Source organism: Pseudomonas veronii (genome assembly GCF_001439695.1).
Lineage (GTDB): Bacteria > Pseudomonadota > Gammaproteobacteria > Pseudomonadales > Pseudomonadaceae > Aquipseudomonas > Aquipseudomonas veronii.
In genome coordinates this window covers 139,516-154,822 of record NZ_JYLL01000011.1, presented here as the reverse complement: position 1 = coordinate 154,822, position 15,307 = coordinate 139,516, and the positions used below count along the sequence as shown (strand labels likewise).

Here is a 15,307-nt window from a genome sequence, read left to right as displayed (position 1 = left end):
TAGGGGATTGCTGACTTCCTAACAACAACACCGGAGTGGCCACCATGAAAACCGTCTCAGAAGTACTCAAAGCCAAAGACAAGCAAAACCAGGAAGTCCACACCATTGAATGGGACCACACCGTATTCGAAGCGTTGGTGGTGATGTCATCGAAAAATGTCGGGGCCTTGCCGGTCGTCAAGCAGGGTGAGGTGGTTGGCATCATCAGCGAGCGCGATTACGCACGGAAGCTGATACTCAAAGGCCTTTCTTCCGTCACCACCAAAGTCCACGAGGTCATGAGCTCTCCAGTCATCACGGTCGATGCCCACAAGACGGTCGAAGCCTGCATGAACATCATGACCGACAGTCACCTGCGCCACTTGCCGGTGGTCGTCGACGGAAAACTGCTGGGCCTGCTCTCCATCGGTGACCTGGTCAAGGAAGCCATTGCCGAACAAGCCAACCTGATCAAGCAACTGGAGCAATACATTCGCGGCGAATAGGAGAGCCCATGCTCGACATGCTCGAACATCAAGAAGCTCACCTCGAGACCCTGCACCGGGCCATGGCCGCACGGCGTTTTCTGGTGCTGACCGGGGCGGGGATCAGCACGTCATCAGGTATCCCGGATTATCGGGACAGCGAAGGCGTGCGCCGAGGCAAGGCGCCGATGATGTACCAGGAGTTCCTGGCCACCCCGCAAGCGCGGTGCCGTTATTGGGCACGGGCGATGCTGGGCTGGCCACGGGTACGGATTGCGCAGCCGAACCAGGCCCACCTGGCGCTGGCCGCCTTGCAACATCGCCAGCGTATCAGCGGGCTGATCACACAAAACGTCGACACGCTGCATGACCAGGCCGGTAGTGAGGATGTGATCGAGCTGCATGGCAGCTTGCATCGCGTGCTATGCCTGGATTGCCATCGGCCCAGCGCACGCGATGTGATCCAACGGTTGATGGAGGCCGAGAACCCGTACCTGGCGGGCGTCGACGCCGTGCAGGCACCCGACGGCGATACGCTGCTCGACGCAGCGTTTGAACAACGTTTTCGCGTGCCCCGCTGCCCCCATTGCGACGGTGAACGGCTCAAACCGGACGTCGTGTTCTTCGGCGAAAACGTTGCCCAGGCCACCGCCGCCAGGGCGATGGCGGCGGTGGAACACGCCGAGGGGCTGTTAGTGGTGGGGTCGTCGCTGATGGCCTATTCGGCGTTTCGCCTGTGCAAGGCGATGGTCGAGCAAGGCAAACCGGTGATTGCCATCAATCTGGGCAAGACCCGTGGGGATGAGTTGTTGCAGCTGAAGATCGCGGCATCCTGCGAGCGGTTGTTGCCGCTATTGGCAGAGCACCTGGGATAGCCAGGGCACCGCCCCTCAAAAATCAGCGGGAGACCCGGGCAGGCCAACGAACTGCAGCGACCCACCGCACAAAAAATGACGCCTGAGTCACACCTCCTCGCATGCCCCCATCCCCACGGCGATTTATGTAGTGATCAAAAATAATCACTACATAACCGTTGACGTAACCTTTTTGTCCTTGCATGATCTAGACGTCTCCCGGATCGGGAGCGTTGGTAACAAGCGTTTTGAACAAGCTCGTCTGACCGCCGAGCTGTTTCTTCCGGATGTGCACTGCCCACAAGGCAGATTGATGAAGCTGACCGACCCGAAGGGTTCGGTACAAGGAGCTCAAACGCTGCTTGTCTTCGTTATGAAACCATTGCGTAGCAGTTCATCAGCAAGACTACATGCATCAGGTTCAAGACCCTGCCCGTATTCGGCAGACCGTCACTGACGCCCGGTTTTCGGAACCGGAGACAACTAAGCAGTTTTAACGAATCAATTGATAGATCGCCAACTGGTCAAGGGGCTTACACATGAATCTGAACAACCAACCAACTATCGAAGAATTGGCTGAGATGTTCGCAGCGCAGAAAGACACACTCGACGACCATATCCTGTGGATTGGCAAATCGGGCAAAGTCCAAATTGACTGCCTGGCGCCCCACACCGAAGAAGCCGAGTTCGACAAAAACAACCGTGAACTGGCGGCGCGCCTGAAGATGTACCGCCGTGGCCAGGGTTATGTCGGCAAGAAAGCGGCGGCCGATCGCAATTTCATCGAGCAAGTGTTCGACACACTTAACCACGCGTGGGAGTCTTTCAAAGACAACTCGCAAGTTAAAGTAATCGACCGCTACTACTAAGTACTTCTCAACTAATGTGGGAACTGGCTTGCCAGTTCCCACATTTTTTATGCAACTTCAAAAGTTGGGGTAACGCCCTTTCCCTGCTTCATCGCGGAAAATATCAAACAACACCTGTGCCGCCGCCGACAGTTCATGCCCCGGTTTGGTCAACACACCAATCGGCCGCTCGATCACCGGATCGGTCAAGGTGATGCAATGGGCGCCCGCCTCCTGCATCTGCTGCGCACATAATGCCGGTACGGCGCTGACCCCCAGGCCACTGGCAACCATCTTGCCCACCGTCGCCAATTGATGACTCTCCAGCGCCACCGGCAATTTCATCTGCAAGGCGCCCAGATGCTCCTCCAGCATCACCCGTACCGTCGAGGGTCGTTGCAGGGCAATGAACGGTTGTTCCAACAGGCTTTTCCAGTCGATTTCAGCGCGCAGTGCCAAGGGTGAATCCATGGGCACCACGGCAATGAAGCGGTCCAGGTATAACGGCGTAAACGCCAGCGACGACCCCTCGGACGGTTCGAACGCCACGCCCAACTCGACCTGGCGATCACGGACCATTTCCAGCACCTGTTCGTTGATCAGGTCATGCACCGTCACGTTCACATGGGGGTAACGCGCGCGGAATATCTTCAGGATCGGCGGCAGCAGGTTGCCCGCAAACGACGGCATCGCCGCCACCGTTACGCGCCCGCGCTGCAGGGTGAAGCGCTGGCGCAGTTCATCCTCGGCGTTGTCCCAATCGGCAATCAGCCGACGCGCCAGCGGCAATAAGGATTCCCCTTCAGGGGTCAGCGCGACATTCCGTGTATTGCGGCTGAACAAGCGCCCGCCCAGCCCTTCTTCCAGACCTTTGATGGTCAGGCTCAGCGCCGACTGAGAGAGGTGCAGGCGCTCGCAGGCGGCGGCAAAACTCAGGCTTTGCGCCACAGCCAAAAAGGCACGCATCTGTTTGACGGTCATAACATTACTCCGGACGACGGCTCGACTATGCAGTTTTTTAAATCAATCAACCTTAAAAAACAACTTAACAAATCAATCCGTCGGCGCAACACTCGAGGCATTGGCTGGCCCACTAACAATAAAAGAGGTGCATATGGCAGGTTTCGATAAACGCGTGGCGTCCTATGAAGAAGCCCTCGCAGGCCTGGAAGATGGCATGACCGTACTCGCTGGCGGCTTTGGCCTGTGCGGCATTCCGGAAAACCTCATCGCCGAGATCAAGCGCAAAGGCACCCGCGACCTGACCGTGGTTTCCAATAACTGCGGCGTCGACGGCTTTGGCCTGGGCGTGCTGCTGGAACAAAAGCAGATCCGCAAAGTGATCGCGTCTTATGTGGGCGAAAACGCCCTGTTCGAGAAGCAACTGCTCAGCGGCGAAATCGAAGTGGTGCTCACCCCCCAAGGCACCCTGGCGGAAAAAATGCGCGCCGGCGGTGCTGGCATTCCGGCCTTCTTCACCGCCACCGGCGTCGGCACCCCGGTGGCCGAAGGCAAGGAAACCCGCGAATTCAACGGTCGCCCGTACCTGATGGAAGAATCCATCACCGGTGACTTCGCCATCGTCAAAGGCTGGAAAGCCGACCACTTCGGCAACGTCATCTACCGCCACACCGCCCAGAACTTCAACCCGCTGGCCGCCACCGCCGGCAAGATCACCGTGGTCGAAGTCGAGGAAATCGTCGAACCGGGCGAGCTGGAACCGTCGCAGATCCACACCCCTGGCATCTACGTCGACCGGATCATCTGCGGCACCTTCGAGAAGCGCATCGAACAGCGCACCGTCCGCAAATAATCCCTCCAGCCCGAAGAGAACAAGAGGAACAGCACAATGGCTCTCACCCGCGAACAAATGGCTCAACGCGTCGCCCGCGAAATGCAGGACGGTTTCTACGTCAACCTGGGCATCGGCATTCCGACCCTGGTGGCCAACTACATCCCGGAAGGCATGGAAGTGATGCTGCAATCGGAAAACGGCCTGCTCGGCATGGGCCCGTTTCCCACCGAAGACACCATCGATGCCGACATGATCAACGCCGGCAAACAAACCGTGACCGCGCGCATCGGCGCCTCGATCTTCTCCTCCGCCGAGTCCTTCGCAATGATTCGCGGCGGCCATGTCGACCTCACCGTGCTCGGCGCGTTTGAAGTGGACGTACAGGGCAACATCGCCTCGTGGATGATCCCGGGCAAGCTGGTCAAGGGCATGGGCGGCGCCATGGACCTGGTGGCCGGCGCGGAAAACATCATCGTGATCATGACCCACGCCTCCAAGGACGGTGAGTCCAAATTGCTCAGCCAATGCACCCTGCCGCTGACCGGTGCCCACTGCATCAAGCGTGTGCTGACGGACCTTGCATACCTGGAAATCGACAACGGCGCCTTTATCCTAAAGGAGCGTGCCCCAGGGGTCAGTATTGAAGAGATTGTCAGCAAGACAGCCGGTAAACTAATCGTCCCCGACCACGTTCCAGAAATGCAATTCCAGTGAGGACACATTCCATGCAAGACGTTGTGATTGTTGCTGCCACACGTACCGCCGTAGGCAGTTTTCAAGGATCGCTCGCGAGCATCCCGGCACCGGAGTTGGGCGCTGCCGTAATCCGTCGCCTGCTGGAGCAGACCGGCCTCGACCCGGCCCAGGTGGATGAAGTGATCCTCGGCCACGTACTCACCGCAGGCTCAGGCCAGAACCCGGCGCGCCAGGCGTCGATCCTCGCCGGCTTGCCCCATGCCGTACCCGCGATGACCTTGAACAAGGTCTGCGGTTCGGGCCTCAAGGCCCTGCACCTGGGCGCCCAGGCCATCCGTTGTGGCGATGCCGACGTGATCATCGCCGGCGGCATGGAGAACATGAGCCTGGCCCCCTACGTATTACCTGGTGCGCGCACCGGTTTGCGCATGGGCCACGCCAAGATGATCGACAGCATGATCACCGACGGCCTGTGGGATGCATTCAATGACTACCACATGGGCATCACCGCCGAGAACCTGGTGGACAAGTACGGCATCAGCCGTGAAGCCCAGGACGCCTTCGCCGCCGCGTCCCAGCAAAAAGCCGCCGCCGCCATCGAAGCCGGCCGCTTTGCCGATGAGATCACGCCGATTCTGATCCCGCAGCGCAAGGGCGACCCGGTGGCCTTCGCCGTGGATGAACAACCGCGCGCCGGCACCACCGCCGAGTCGTTGGCCAAACTCAAACCCGCGTTCAAGAAAGACGGCAGCGTCACTGCGGGCAACGCGTCCAGCCTCAACGACGGCGCCGCCGCGGTGCTGCTGATGAGCGCCGACAAGGCCAAGGCCCTTGGCCTGCCCGTTCTGGCGCGTATCGCCAGCTACGCCAATGCCGGCGTCGACCCGGCCATCATGGGCATCGGCCCGGTCGCGGCCACCCGCCGCTGCCTGGACAAAGCCGGCTGGAGCGTCGGCGACCTGGACCTGGTCGAAGCCAACGAAGCCTTTGCCGCGCAATCCCTGGCGGTGGCCAAAGAGCTGGAATGGGACGCCGACAAAGTCAACGTCAACGGCGGCGCGATTGCCATTGGCCACCCGATCGGCGCATCAGGCTGCCGCATACTGGTGACCCTGCTGCACGAAATGATCAAGCGCGACGCCAAAAAAGGCCTGGCGACACTGTGCATCGGTGGCGGCCAAGGCGTAGCCCTGGCCCTTGAGCGCAGCTGATTCAAGAGCAACACACGAAAAGGCCCGGTTCCACGAAAAACCGGGCTTTTTTTCGTCTGTCAGTCCGCACGCGGCACCGCAAACACCGCGTTCGCCCGCGCCACGACTTTCTCCCCCACCTGCAGACTCACCGTGGCAAACGCCATTTGCCGGCCACGCTTGTGATGCTCCAGTCGTACCACGATCCACTCCCCCACTTGCACCGCGCCCAGGTAATCGACAGTCATGCTCGCGGTAATCAACGGCAATGGCGGCTCACTGGAAAACGCCATCGCGTAGCCCATGCCGATATCCGCCAGAGTCGCCAACACCCCGCCATGCACCGTGCCGCGGCCATTGGCATGACGGTTGTCGGCGCGCAGGCCGATTTCCAGTTGCAGACCTTCACCCCGGCAATACGCCGGGCCCAACAAGTCGAGCAGCGGGCTGCTGCGCGGCAGTGAGACAAAACCTTCGGGCACGGCGTGAGCAATCATCGCGGAGTCTTCCTTGGAGTCAGGCATGAGGTGTACCCCAGGCCCCACACGGCGACCATTACCATCAGCCGCACATATCCTCTGCAATGCCTGGGGCTGATTCGCCAACCCCGCTCAGGACCGGCCTCAGCGCTTCATACAGCGCTGATAACGCTCATCCACCCGCTGGGCGAACCAGGCAGTGGTCAGGTTGCGGGTGATCTTCGGACTCTTGAGCACGATGCCCGGCAGGATCGCCCGCGGCAGCGGTTTGCCGGCCGCCGTGTCGGCCAGGGCAAACACGCGTGTGTAGAGCGTGGTCTGCTCAAAATCCAACTGTTCGCCCTGCTCCAGCTGACTGCGGATGCTGGGGTTGCGCATGTCCAGCCGGGCGCCGAGGGAACGCACTGCCAATTCGGTGCTGCCGGGCAGCAGCGAGCCGTAGCGGATCAAATCCCCGTCCAGCGCCAACTCGGTGCCTGAGACGCGGCTGACGGCGGCCTGGAACGCGGCGTTGCGGCTGGCGTACCAACCGGCGTTGAAGTCGGCAAACCGGTACAGCGGCCGGTCATAACTCACTGGGTAACCAAGCAAATGGGCGATGCCAAAGTACATGCCGCCACGTCGCGTGAACACTTCCCGACGGATCGTGCCGTCTACCGTGTAGGGATAACCCCGCGCCTGCTTCTGCGCAAAGTCGATGCTGACTTGCATCGGGCCGGCGGTGTGTACCGGGTTGAAGCCGCCAAACAGCGTATTGCCCAAGGGCACCATGCTGATGAAGTCATCGAAGATCCCGCTCAAGTCTTTCTCCGTGCGGGCGGCATTCAAGCGATCGGCGTAGGACTTACCAGTGGGCGAACGCAGTTGCAGTGCCGTGCGGACCAACACCGCCGGCACATGCACCTTACCGGCACGGCGCAGGATTTCATCCTGGGCGATCTTGCCCATGTTCGGCACAGGTGGGTCGACCTGGTAAGTGGACTCTTGCTCAGTCACCGCCAGCACGGCGCAGATGTTTTCGGTACTCGGGTAGATGTGCTGGGTGTCGAAAGCGGTGTAGATATCCTGGGCCCAACCGTTGCGATCGGCGACCTTGGCGGGCAGCAAACGCACGATCTGCGCCTTGACCTCAGCTTCACTGCGCTCCGGCTGTTGCGGGCCACGTGCGGTCGAGCAACCGGCCAGCACCAGCAAGGGCGTGAGACACAGGATCAGGCGGCGTAGGTGCATGGGCTTCCTTGAGGGGCGATGGGCCGGGCGATGCAGATATCGACCGATAAGTCTAACGCGGGTTCGCCCTGTGGCCCCCTCGCCAACACAATGCGAATATGACAGGATCTTTCACCGACCATTCGTACAAGGAGTTTGAATGCCATGCTCAGCATGAACTTTCTCATCACCTGCCTGATCGTTGTGCTGATTCCCGGCACCGGCGTGATCTTTACCGTGTCCACGGGGCTCATGGCCGGCAAGCGCGCCAGCGTGTTCGCCGCGCTGGGCTGTACCGCTGGGATCATCCCGCACTTATTGGCATCCATACTCGGCCTTTCCGCCCTGCTGCACACCAGCGCATTGGCATTCGAAGCGCTGAAATTCGCCGGAGCCGCCTACTTGCTGTACCTGGCCTACGCCACTTGGCGCGATCGTTCGGCCTTCGCGGTGAATGACACACCAACGGCAACCACGGCCCGGGGCCTGATGCTGCGCGGTTTTTTGCTGAATATTCTCAACCCCAAGCTGACGATTTTCTTCCTGGCCTTCCTGCCTCAGTTCGTCACACCGGCCAGCACGGCGCCGGCCTTGCAAATGCTGGTGCTGAGCGGCGTGTTCATGGCCATGACGTTTGCGGTGTTTGTGGTGTATGGCCTGCTGGCCAATGTGTTTCGCCGCGCAGTGATCGAGTCACCACGGGTACAGAACTGGCTGCGGCGCAGTTTTGCGGCGGCCTTTGCGGGGTTGGGCTTGAACCTGGCGCTCGCACAGCGCTGAAAAACGCTGCAACCCACTGTGGGGACGGGCTTACCCGCCCCACAGGTTGGGCGCTTTAGATCCCTGCCAGCGCCAGGTCCATGGCGAAGTAAGTGAAGATCAGGTCCGCGCCGGCGCGCTTGATCGAACCCAGGGTTTCCCGCACCACGCGGTCCTCATCGATCGCGCCTGCCTGAGCACCGAATTTGATCATCGCGTACTCGCCGCTGACCTGATACGCCGCCACCGGCAGGCGCGAGGCTTCGCGGATGTCGCGGATGATGTCGAGGTAGGCACCGGCCGGTTTGACCATCAGCGCATCCGCGCCTTCCTGCTCGTCCAGCAGCGATTCACGCACGGCTTCGCGGCGGTTCATCGGGTTCATCTGATAGCTTTTGCGGTCTCCCTTGAGCGCGCTGCCACCCGCTTCACGGAACGGGCCGTAGAGGGCCGAAGCGAATTTGGTGGAGTAGGCCATGATCGGAATATGGGTAAAACCGGCGTCATCCAACGCCCGGCGAATCGCCTGAACCTGGCCGTCCATCGCCGCCGACGGCGCGATCACATCGGCACCGGCACGAGCCGCCGCCACGGCTTGCTTGCCGAGGTTGACCAAGGTCGCGTCGTTGTCGACATGGGCGCCATGCATCACACCGCAATGGCCATGATCGGTGTATTCGCAGAAACAGGTGTCGGACATCACGATCATTTCCGGCACGGCATCCTTGATGATCGAGGACATGCGCGAGACCAGGCCGCGCTCCTTCCAGGTGTCGCTGCCACTGGCGTCCAGGTGGTGGGACACGCCAAAGGTCATCACCGATTTGATCCCGGCGCGGGCATAGCGCTCGATTTCCCCGGCCAGCTTTTTCTCAGGGATGCGCAACACACCCGGCATGCTGGTGATCGGTACGAAGTCGTCGATTTCTTCTTCGACGAAAATCGGCAGCACCAGATCGTTGAGGGTGAACTCGGTTTCCTGGAACAAGCTACGCAACTCCGGGGAGCGGCGCAGACGGCGTGGGCGGGCTTGAGGGAACTGGCTGGTCATGGCTGTCCTGAATAAGGCTAAAAACGTTGGGGCGAAAGCGTATGCCCCCCGACCCCGGCAGCGCAAATGCCAGGCAGGCAATAGTTTATGGCAAGGCCCACAACAATTGCATTGATCTAGAGCTGTAGACGCCCTTCGATGCACACCGCCACAGCACCGCCGACCCAGATCTCATCGCCCTGGCGCTCGATGCGGATACGCCCCGCGCGCCCCATGGCCGTGCCCTGGCTGACCACGTAACAGTTCGGTGCCAGGCCTTCGCCCAACAACCATTGGGCCACCCCGGCATTCAAGCTGCCGGTGGCCGGGTCTTCCGGGGACCCGTCGCCGGCGATGAACGCGCGCACTTCAAAGTGCGTGTCTACAGCGTCGCGTTCGGGATCGCAGGGGGCAATCACGCCCACCGCCAGACCGAGCAACTGCGAGTAATCGGGCTGCAGATCGAGCACCGCCTGGCGGTCGGCCAGCATCACCGCCAGCCAACCTGCGCCGTTGTCCACCCACTGACTGCGCACAATAGCCTCCGGCGCCAGGCCCAACCCCAGCCGCACGCGCTCCAGCAACGCCGCCTCCAGCGGGCCCGAGCGCAACAACGGCGGCGCGATGAACGCCAGCTCATCGCCTTGGCGACGGATACGCACCAGGCCGATTTCGCACTCCTGGATAATTTCCTCCCCTCGCGCAATGCCCCCCGCCTGCAACCATGCATGGCAACTGCCCAGCGTCGGGTGCCCGGCGAACGGTAGCTCCTGCAAGGTGGTGAAGATTCTTACCCGGTAGTCAGCCCGTGGATCGCGGGGCGTGAGTAAAAACGTGGTTTCGCTGAGGTTGGTCCATTTGGCGAAGTCGGCCATCTGTTGCTCGCTGAGGCTGTCGGCCCCCAGCACTACTGCCAGCGGGTTGCCTTTGAGCGACACACTGCTGAAGACATCCAGTTGTTTGAAATCGAAAGTCGGCATGGGCTCAGCTCGGAATGTTCAGGCCACGGATCACTGCCGGACGTGCGACAAAGCCGTCCAGCGCGCGCAGCACATTGGGGAAATCGGCGATGCCGACCAAGTCACCGGATTCGTAGAAACCGATCAGGTTACGGATCCACGGAAACGTCGCGATGTCCGCGATGCTGTAGTCGTCGCCCATGATCCAGGTGCGGCCCAGCAGGCGTTTTTCCAAGACTTCCAGCAAGCGCCGCGACTCGGCGACGTAGCGGTCACGCGGGCGCTTGTCTTCGTAGGCCTTGCCGGCGAACTTGTTGAAGAACCCCACCTGGCCAAACATCGGGCCGATGCCGGACATCTGGAACATCAGCCACTGAATGGTTTCATAACGTGTCGCCGGGTCTTCGGAAAGCAACTGGCTGGTTTTTTCCGCCAGGTACAGCAGGATCGCACCGGACTCGAACAGCGCCAACGGCTGACCGCCGGGGCCGTTAGGGTCGATGATCGCGGGAATCTTGTTGTTGGGGTTCAGCGACAGGAACTCGGGCGACAGCTGGTCCTGGGTCTCGAAGCTGACTTTGTGCGCCTCGTAGGGCAGGCCCAGCTCTTCGAGCATGATCGAGACTTTTACCCCGTTGGGCGTGGGCAGCGAATACAGTTGCAGGCGTTCCGGATGCTGGGCGGGCCATTTGCGGTTGATCGGGAAAGCGGCGAGTGAATTCATCGGGATATCCCTCGGCGGAAACCCCCATGATAATCATCTGTCCGGCATCCTGCATGGGTCATCATTGCGCAACATGCCCTCGCTACTCTCCCCCACGAGCGAACCAAAGTGGCCGAGTGGACTCTTAAGTGCGCTGAACGGTGAATGGAGGCACCCTGTTAATAAGACACGGAACCCGCAGGACGCCGCGTGTGTCACTGGGGCCGGGCTTGTCCGCCTTAATCCGATGCACTGAAGACTCGAGCCCAATGACAATAAAGCCTCTGTGCCTTGCGCAACGCCTCAAACGATATTCATACATCATATTACCGCTGTTGCTGGTCGGCGGCGCCCTCGACCTGACCCTGCAATCGCGCATCAGCCGCGCCGAATCGGTGGACGGCGTGCAAACCCTGGTGTTCCTGCGCCACGGCGAAAAACCCGTCGGCGGCCTGGGCCAACTCAATTGCCAGGGCCTGAACCGTGCGATGAACCTGGCCACCGTGCTGCCGGAAAAGTTCGGCAAGGCCAACTTCGTCTTCGCCGCCAACCCGACGCGCAATGTCGAGGAAGGCGAAAAAGATAATTCCTACAGCTACATTCGCCCACTGATGACCATCAGCCCCAGCGCGATCAAGCTCGGCTTGCCGGTGAACATCAAGTTTTCGGCGAATGACACCAGCGCCCTCGCCGACGAACTGGTGGAAAACAAGTACCACAACGCCATCATCTACACCGCCTGGTCCCACGGCTATCTGCCGGAATTGATCAACAAGGTGGCCAGCGAAGCGGTGGGCGAAAAGCACACCATCACCCAAGACTGGTCCGGCAATGACTACGACACGTTGTATGTGTTGACGCTCACCTGGCATAACGGCAAGGCCTCGCTGCTGAGCCGCAACTACAAGCAGGGCCTGAACAACGGCGAACAAACCTGCCCACCGGCGACGCAGGTCAGCGCAGACCTCTGAAGCCTGAGCAATAGAGGCGTATGATGCGCGGCTATTGACTCATCTGCGGATCAACACCATGTCCAACCTCGTCTCCACCCAGCCCAACCGGGGCTGGTCGTTCTGGTGGAAACCAGCGCTGTTCCTGCTGGTCGCCTGCATCGGCCTCTACTACGTGAAGTGGTCGCCCTACTACTTCAAGGCGTTCGTCGCCGCCGACAACCACAGCATCGGCGCGTCGATTCTCAATGACCAGCAAACCTCGCCACTGGCCGCGGCGCTGGCCTACGCCCAGGTGTATTTCCTGGCGATCTGGAAAGCCGCCGTTTTGGCGGTGATCTTGGGCTCGTTGCTGCAAGTGTTGATCCCCCGCGACTGGCTGCTGCGCCTGTTCGGGCGTGCCGGGCTGGGTTCGACCCTGCGCGGCGGGCTGTTCGCGCTGCCCGGAATGATGTGCAGTTGCTGCGCGGCACCGGTGGCGGCAGGCATGCGCCGGCAGCAAGTGTCGGTGGGCGCGGCGCTGGCGTTCTGGATCGCCAACCCGGTGCTGAACCCGGCCACCCTGGTATTCATGGGGTTTGTGCTGGGCTGGGGCTTCACGGCGTTAAGGCTGGTGGCGGGGATTGTGCTGGTGGTGGGCGTGTCCCTGGTGGCCCAGCGCATCGCGCGCCCGGAACAAGTGCCGGAAGCGGCGCTGGGCGCGGTGGCCGAGGCCAGCGTGATCGAGTCGCAACCGTTTTTCAGCCGCTGGTTGCGCACCCTGTGGCAACTGTTCTGGAGCACGATCCCGGTGTATATCCTGGCAGTGCTGGTGTTGGGCGCGGCGCGGGTCTGGCTGTTTCCCCATGTGGATGGGGCGATGGCCGACAGCCTGCTGTGGCTGGTGCCGCTGGCGATTGTCGGCACGCTGTTCGTGATTCCGACCGCCGCGGAGATTCCTATCGTACAAACCATGATGACGCTGGGCATGGGCAGCGGCCCGGCCGTGGCCCTGTTGATGACCCTGCCGAGCGTGAGCCTGCCTTCGCTGCTGATGTTGCGCAAGGATTTCGACGCGCGGGTGCTGGTCACCGTGGCCGGCTTGACCATGCTGGTAGGCGTGGTCTGCGGCTTGATTGGAGCGGCGATTCTGTAAGTGGCAGGCGGGGTTGAGGGCCTTATTGCAGGCAGGCATCAACCTCGCAACGCACCACGCTCGCGCAAATATTCCACCACCGCTGCCTGCTCCCCGACAAACTCGATGCGCGCGCCTTTGCTTTCACGCTGGAAGGCGTACATCGGGTCGTAGTACTCGCGCAGCAACCCTTCGATCCACACCCGGTGCAGGTCCACAGCGCCGCTGCGGGTCTGTTCCGCCAGGGCGTCCTGCAGAATCGCCTGCAACCGCTGGAAACGCTCGCCGCCCAGGCGCTTGTGGATATTGGCCAGGCTCTGGGTCAGGCGCTCGCCAAACAGGACGTAGCCGGTTTCGCCAAATACCGCGATGAATTCAGCGCAAAGGTCGACCACGTAATCGCGCAGGATACGTTCGACCCGGCCTTCGACAGTGTCTTCCAGCCACACCATCGCAAAGGTCTGCATGCCCTTGTGCAACGGCAACGGCAGCGCACAACTGCCGATCATGCGGCTCTCATCCTCGACCACAAACTGCTCGACGCCGCCCGCGCGTTTTTTCAGCAGGTCCACCGCCAGGCGGTTCTCGAAGTCGATGTTGGACGGTTGCACTGTGGCCCGCTTGCCGAAGCTGGAACCGCGATGGTTGGCGTGGCCCTCCAGGTCCAGGGCGTTGCGCAGTTGGCCGAGCACTTCGGTCTTGCCAGTGCCGGTCATGCCGCCCAGCAACACGAAATCACACTCGGCGACCGCCTGTTCGACGGTCTCCAGCAAAAAACCACGCATGGCTTTGTAGCCGCCGCCGACGCGGGGGTACTCGATACCGGCTTCGGTTTTCAGCCATTGCTGCACGATCTGCGAGCGCAGCCCGCCACGAAAACAGTACAGGTAGCCATCGGGATTGGCCTGGGCGAACCGCGCCCATTGCTCGATACGCCCGGCCTTGATCGCCCCGGACACCAGTTCGTGCCCGAGCACGATAGCCGCTTGCTGGCCCTGCTGTTTGTAGCAAGTGCCGACCCGCTGACGCTCGTCATCGGTCATCAGTGGCAGGTTGACCACGCCCGGGAACGCGCCCTTGGCGAACTCGACCGGCGCGCGGGTATCCATCATCGGCCGGTCGTTGAGGAAGATGTCGCGGTAGTCGGTGATGTCAGTCGCCATCAAAACACCTCTACCGCGTGGGTCTGTCGCTCAACCAATTCACCGATGGGCTCAAGGGTCAGGCCCAGTTCGCTGGCGACCGCGTGAAACTCGGCGTCGCCCGCGGGCGTAACGGCGATCAGCAGGCCGCCGCTGGTCTGCGGGTCACACAGCACGCGCTTGTGCAGCTCCTGCAGGCGCCCGAGCTTGCTCGCGTAGCTGTCGAAGTTGCGCAAGGTGCCGCCCGGCATGCAGCCCTGGTCCAGGTAGTCCTCGATCCCGGGCAGGCGTGGGACTTTGTCGTATTCGATGCGTGCCGTCACGCCGCTGCCGTCAGCCATTTCCACCAAGTGGCCCAAAAGCCCGAAGCCGGTGACGTCGGTCATTGCCGTGACGCCGGCCAGTTTGCCGAAGCGGCTGCCAGGCTTGTTGAGGGTACACATCCAGTCACGAGCCAGGCCGATATCCGCCTCGCGCAATTTGCCCTTCTTTTCGGCAGTGGTCAGGATGCCGATGCCCAGGGGCTTGGTCAGGTACAAACGGCAGCCGACGGTGGCGGTGTCGTTGCGCTTCATATGGCGCTTTTGCACGATGCCGGTCACGGCCAGGCCGAAGATGGGCTCCGGCGCATCGATGGAGTGGCCACCGGCCAGGGGAATGCCAGCCTCGTCGCACACGGAGCGGCCGCCACGGATCACTTCGCGGGCAACCTCAGGCGCCAGGACATTCACCGGCCAGCCCAGAATGGCGATGGCCATCAACGGGTCGCCGCCCATGGCGTAGATGTCGCTGATCGCGTTGGTGGCGGCGATCCGGCCGAAGTCGAACGGGTCATCGACAATCGGCATGAAAAAATCAGTGGTGGAGACCACGCCGCGCTCGTCGTCGATGGCGTACACCGCCGCATCGTCCCGCGAGGCGTTGCCCACCCACAGGTTGGGGTCAAGGTTCTGTGCGCCGCTGCCGGCGAGGATCACTTCCAATACCTGGGGCGAAATCTTGCAGCCACACCCCGCGCCATGGCTGTACTGGGTAAGGCGAATCGGCTCGTTCATGGTGGACCTCAAGCTATCAAGTGCGCGGATTCTAACAGACGGCAAAAAGCCGGCGGGGCT

Annotated in this window: 17 protein-coding genes; 9 read left to right on the top strand and 8 right to left on the bottom strand. The window is 61.4% G+C overall.

All coding sequences use genetic code 11. From position 1 onward, the window contains the following. Window positions 1–44: 44 nt before the first annotated feature. From TU80_RS16070 to TU80_RS16060, 3 genes are all read left to right on the top strand, one after another. Window positions 45–485 (top strand): CBS domain-containing protein, encoded by a 441-nt coding sequence (locus TU80_RS16070; RefSeq protein WP_017847048.1) that lies wholly within the window; start codon window positions 45–47, stop codon window positions 483–485. 8 nt (window positions 486–493) lie between these two features. Continuing rightward, window positions 494–1,339, top strand: a complete 846-nt coding sequence (locus TU80_RS16065) for an NAD-dependent protein deacetylase (protein WP_057004906.1) — start codon at window positions 494–496, stop codon at window positions 1,337–1,339. Between the two features lie 518 nt (window positions 1,340–1,857). Continuing rightward, window positions 1,858–2,187: a hypothetical protein gene (locus TU80_RS16060; RefSeq protein ID WP_017847046.1), complete on the top strand. Its 330-nt coding sequence runs from the start codon at window positions 1,858–1,860 to the stop codon at window positions 2,185–2,187. 57 nt (window positions 2,188–2,244) lie between these two features. Here TU80_RS16060 and TU80_RS16055 read toward each other — a convergent pair whose 3' ends face one another. Beyond that, entirely contained in the window at window positions 2,245–3,147 is a 903-nt protein-coding gene (locus TU80_RS16055) for a LysR family transcriptional regulator (protein ID WP_046384021.1), read from the bottom strand. 133 nt (window positions 3,148–3,280) lie between these two features. Here TU80_RS16055 and TU80_RS16050 point away from each other — a divergent pair, with 133 nt between their 5' ends. The 3 genes from TU80_RS16050 to TU80_RS16040 are packed head-to-tail and all read left to right on the top strand — an operon-like array spanning window position 3,281 to window position 5,868. Then, window positions 3,281–3,979 (top strand): CoA transferase subunit A, encoded by a 699-nt coding sequence (locus TU80_RS16050; RefSeq protein WP_017847044.1) that lies wholly within the window; start codon window positions 3,281–3,283, stop codon window positions 3,977–3,979. Between the two features lie 36 nt (window positions 3,980–4,015). Further along, window positions 4,016–4,675: a CoA transferase subunit B gene (locus TU80_RS16045; RefSeq protein ID WP_010566045.1), complete on the top strand. Its 660-nt coding sequence runs from the start codon at window positions 4,016–4,018 to the stop codon at window positions 4,673–4,675. An 11-nt stretch (window positions 4,676–4,686) separates the two neighbouring features. Continuing rightward, on the top strand, window positions 4,687–5,868 hold the full coding sequence (locus TU80_RS16040; protein ID WP_046384023.1) for an acetyl-CoA C-acetyltransferase: 1,182 nt from the start codon (window positions 4,687–4,689) through the stop codon (window positions 5,866–5,868). 59 nt (window positions 5,869–5,927) lie between these two features. On the opposite strand, the gene TU80_RS16035 is transcribed toward TU80_RS16040, so the two are convergent. Then, a complete protein-coding gene (locus tag TU80_RS16035) occupies window positions 5,928–6,344 on the bottom strand; it encodes a PaaI family thioesterase (protein ID WP_017847042.1) in 417 nt (138 codons plus the stop codon). A gap of 126 nt (window positions 6,345–6,470) precedes the next feature. Beyond that, on the bottom strand, window positions 6,471–7,556 hold the full coding sequence (locus tag TU80_RS16030) for a DUF1615 domain-containing protein (RefSeq protein ID WP_057004905.1): 1,086 nt from the start codon (window positions 7,554–7,556) through the stop codon (window positions 6,471–6,473). A 144-nt stretch (window positions 7,557–7,700) separates the two neighbouring features. Between TU80_RS16030 and TU80_RS16025 the strand changes: the two genes are divergently transcribed. After that, window positions 7,701–8,315: a LysE family translocator gene (locus TU80_RS16025; RefSeq protein WP_046384025.1), complete on the top strand. Its 615-nt coding sequence runs from the start codon at window positions 7,701–7,703 to the stop codon at window positions 8,313–8,315. A gap of 55 nt (window positions 8,316–8,370) precedes the next feature. Here the strand turns inward: TU80_RS16025 and hemB are convergent, their stop codons facing one another. The 3 genes from hemB to TU80_RS16010 form a co-directional block, all read right to left on the bottom strand. Beyond that, window positions 8,371–9,345 (bottom strand): porphobilinogen synthase, encoded by a 975-nt coding sequence (gene hemB, locus TU80_RS16020; protein WP_017847039.1) that lies wholly within the window; start codon window positions 9,343–9,345, stop codon window positions 8,371–8,373. Between the two features lie 116 nt (window positions 9,346–9,461). Further along, window positions 9,462–10,304, bottom strand: a complete 843-nt coding sequence (locus TU80_RS16015) for a PhzF family phenazine biosynthesis protein (RefSeq protein WP_057004904.1) — start codon at window positions 10,302–10,304, stop codon at window positions 9,462–9,464. 4 nt (window positions 10,305–10,308) lie between these two features. Further along, entirely contained in the window at window positions 10,309–11,007 is a 699-nt protein-coding gene (locus tag TU80_RS16010; protein ID WP_017847037.1) for a glutathione S-transferase N-terminal domain-containing protein, read from the bottom strand. Window positions 11,008–11,255: 248 nt separating this feature from the next. Here TU80_RS16010 and TU80_RS16005 point away from each other — a divergent pair, with 248 nt between their 5' ends. Then, window positions 11,256–11,957 (top strand): hypothetical protein, encoded by a 702-nt coding sequence (locus TU80_RS16005; protein ID WP_046384028.1) that lies wholly within the window; start codon window positions 11,256–11,258, stop codon window positions 11,955–11,957. Between the two features lie 58 nt (window positions 11,958–12,015). Beyond that, window positions 12,016–13,071 (top strand): permease, encoded by a 1,056-nt coding sequence (locus TU80_RS16000; protein ID WP_026140034.1) that lies wholly within the window; start codon window positions 12,016–12,018, stop codon window positions 13,069–13,071. A gap of 38 nt (window positions 13,072–13,109) precedes the next feature. Here the strand turns inward: TU80_RS16000 and mnmH are convergent, their stop codons facing one another. Together mnmH and selD are read right to left on the bottom strand one after the other, a co-directional pair. Then, a complete protein-coding gene (mnmH, locus tag TU80_RS15995; RefSeq protein ID WP_017847034.1) occupies window positions 13,110–14,213 on the bottom strand; it encodes a tRNA 2-selenouridine(34) synthase MnmH in 1,104 nt (367 codons plus the stop codon). Further along, a complete protein-coding gene (gene selD / locus TU80_RS15990; RefSeq protein ID WP_057004903.1) occupies window positions 14,213–15,247 on the bottom strand; it encodes a selenide, water dikinase SelD in 1,035 nt (344 codons plus the stop codon). The genes mnmH and selD overlap by 1 nt, the downstream gene beginning before the upstream one ends. Window positions 15,248–15,307 lie beyond the last annotated feature (60 nt).

What these genes read in the sequence shown, in the direction of transcription:
- TU80_RS16070 (WP_017847048.1), top strand. Translation starts at nt 45, where the DNA reads ATGAAAACCGTCTCAGAAGTACTCAAAGCCAAAGACAAGCAAAACCAG.
- TU80_RS16065 (WP_057004906.1), top strand. Translation starts at nt 494, where the DNA reads ATGCTCGACATGCTCGAACATCAAGAAGCTCACCTCGAGACCCTGCAC.
- TU80_RS16060 (WP_017847046.1), top strand. Translation starts at nt 1,858, where the DNA reads ATGAATCTGAACAACCAACCAACTATCGAAGAATTGGCTGAGATGTTC.
- TU80_RS16055 (WP_046384021.1), bottom strand. Translation starts at nt 3,147, where the DNA reads ATGACCGTCAAACAGATGCGTGCCTTTTTGGCTGTGGCGCAAAGCCTG.
- TU80_RS16050 (WP_017847044.1), top strand. Translation starts at nt 3,281, where the DNA reads ATGGCAGGTTTCGATAAACGCGTGGCGTCCTATGAAGAAGCCCTCGCA.
- TU80_RS16045 (WP_010566045.1), top strand. Translation starts at nt 4,016, where the DNA reads ATGGCTCTCACCCGCGAACAAATGGCTCAACGCGTCGCCCGCGAAATG.
- TU80_RS16040 (WP_046384023.1), top strand. Translation starts at nt 4,687, where the DNA reads ATGCAAGACGTTGTGATTGTTGCTGCCACACGTACCGCCGTAGGCAGT.
- TU80_RS16035 (WP_017847042.1), bottom strand. Translation starts at nt 6,344, where the DNA reads ATGATTGCTCACGCCGTGCCCGAAGGTTTTGTCTCACTGCCGCGCAGC.
- TU80_RS16030 (WP_057004905.1), bottom strand. Translation starts at nt 7,556, where the DNA reads ATGCACCTACGCCGCCTGATCCTGTGTCTCACGCCCTTGCTGGTGCTG.
- TU80_RS16025 (WP_046384025.1), top strand. Translation starts at nt 7,701, where the DNA reads ATGCTCAGCATGAACTTTCTCATCACCTGCCTGATCGTTGTGCTGATT.
- hemB (WP_017847039.1), bottom strand. Translation starts at nt 9,345, where the DNA reads ATGACCAGCCAGTTCCCTCAAGCCCGCCCACGCCGTCTGCGCCGCTCC.
- TU80_RS16015 (WP_057004904.1), bottom strand. Translation starts at nt 10,304, where the DNA reads ATGCCGACTTTCGATTTCAAACAACTGGATGTCTTCAGCAGTGTGTCG.
- TU80_RS16010 (WP_017847037.1), bottom strand. Translation starts at nt 11,007, where the DNA reads ATGAATTCACTCGCCGCTTTCCCGATCAACCGCAAATGGCCCGCCCAG.
- TU80_RS16005 (WP_046384028.1), top strand. Translation starts at nt 11,256, where the DNA reads ATGACAATAAAGCCTCTGTGCCTTGCGCAACGCCTCAAACGATATTCA.
- TU80_RS16000 (WP_026140034.1), top strand. Translation starts at nt 12,016, where the DNA reads ATGTCCAACCTCGTCTCCACCCAGCCCAACCGGGGCTGGTCGTTCTGG.
- mnmH (WP_017847034.1), bottom strand. Translation starts at nt 14,213, where the DNA reads ATGGCGACTGACATCACCGACTACCGCGACATCTTCCTCAACGACCGG.
- selD (WP_057004903.1), bottom strand. Translation starts at nt 15,247, where the DNA reads ATGAACGAGCCGATTCGCCTTACCCAGTACAGCCATGGCGCGGGGTGT.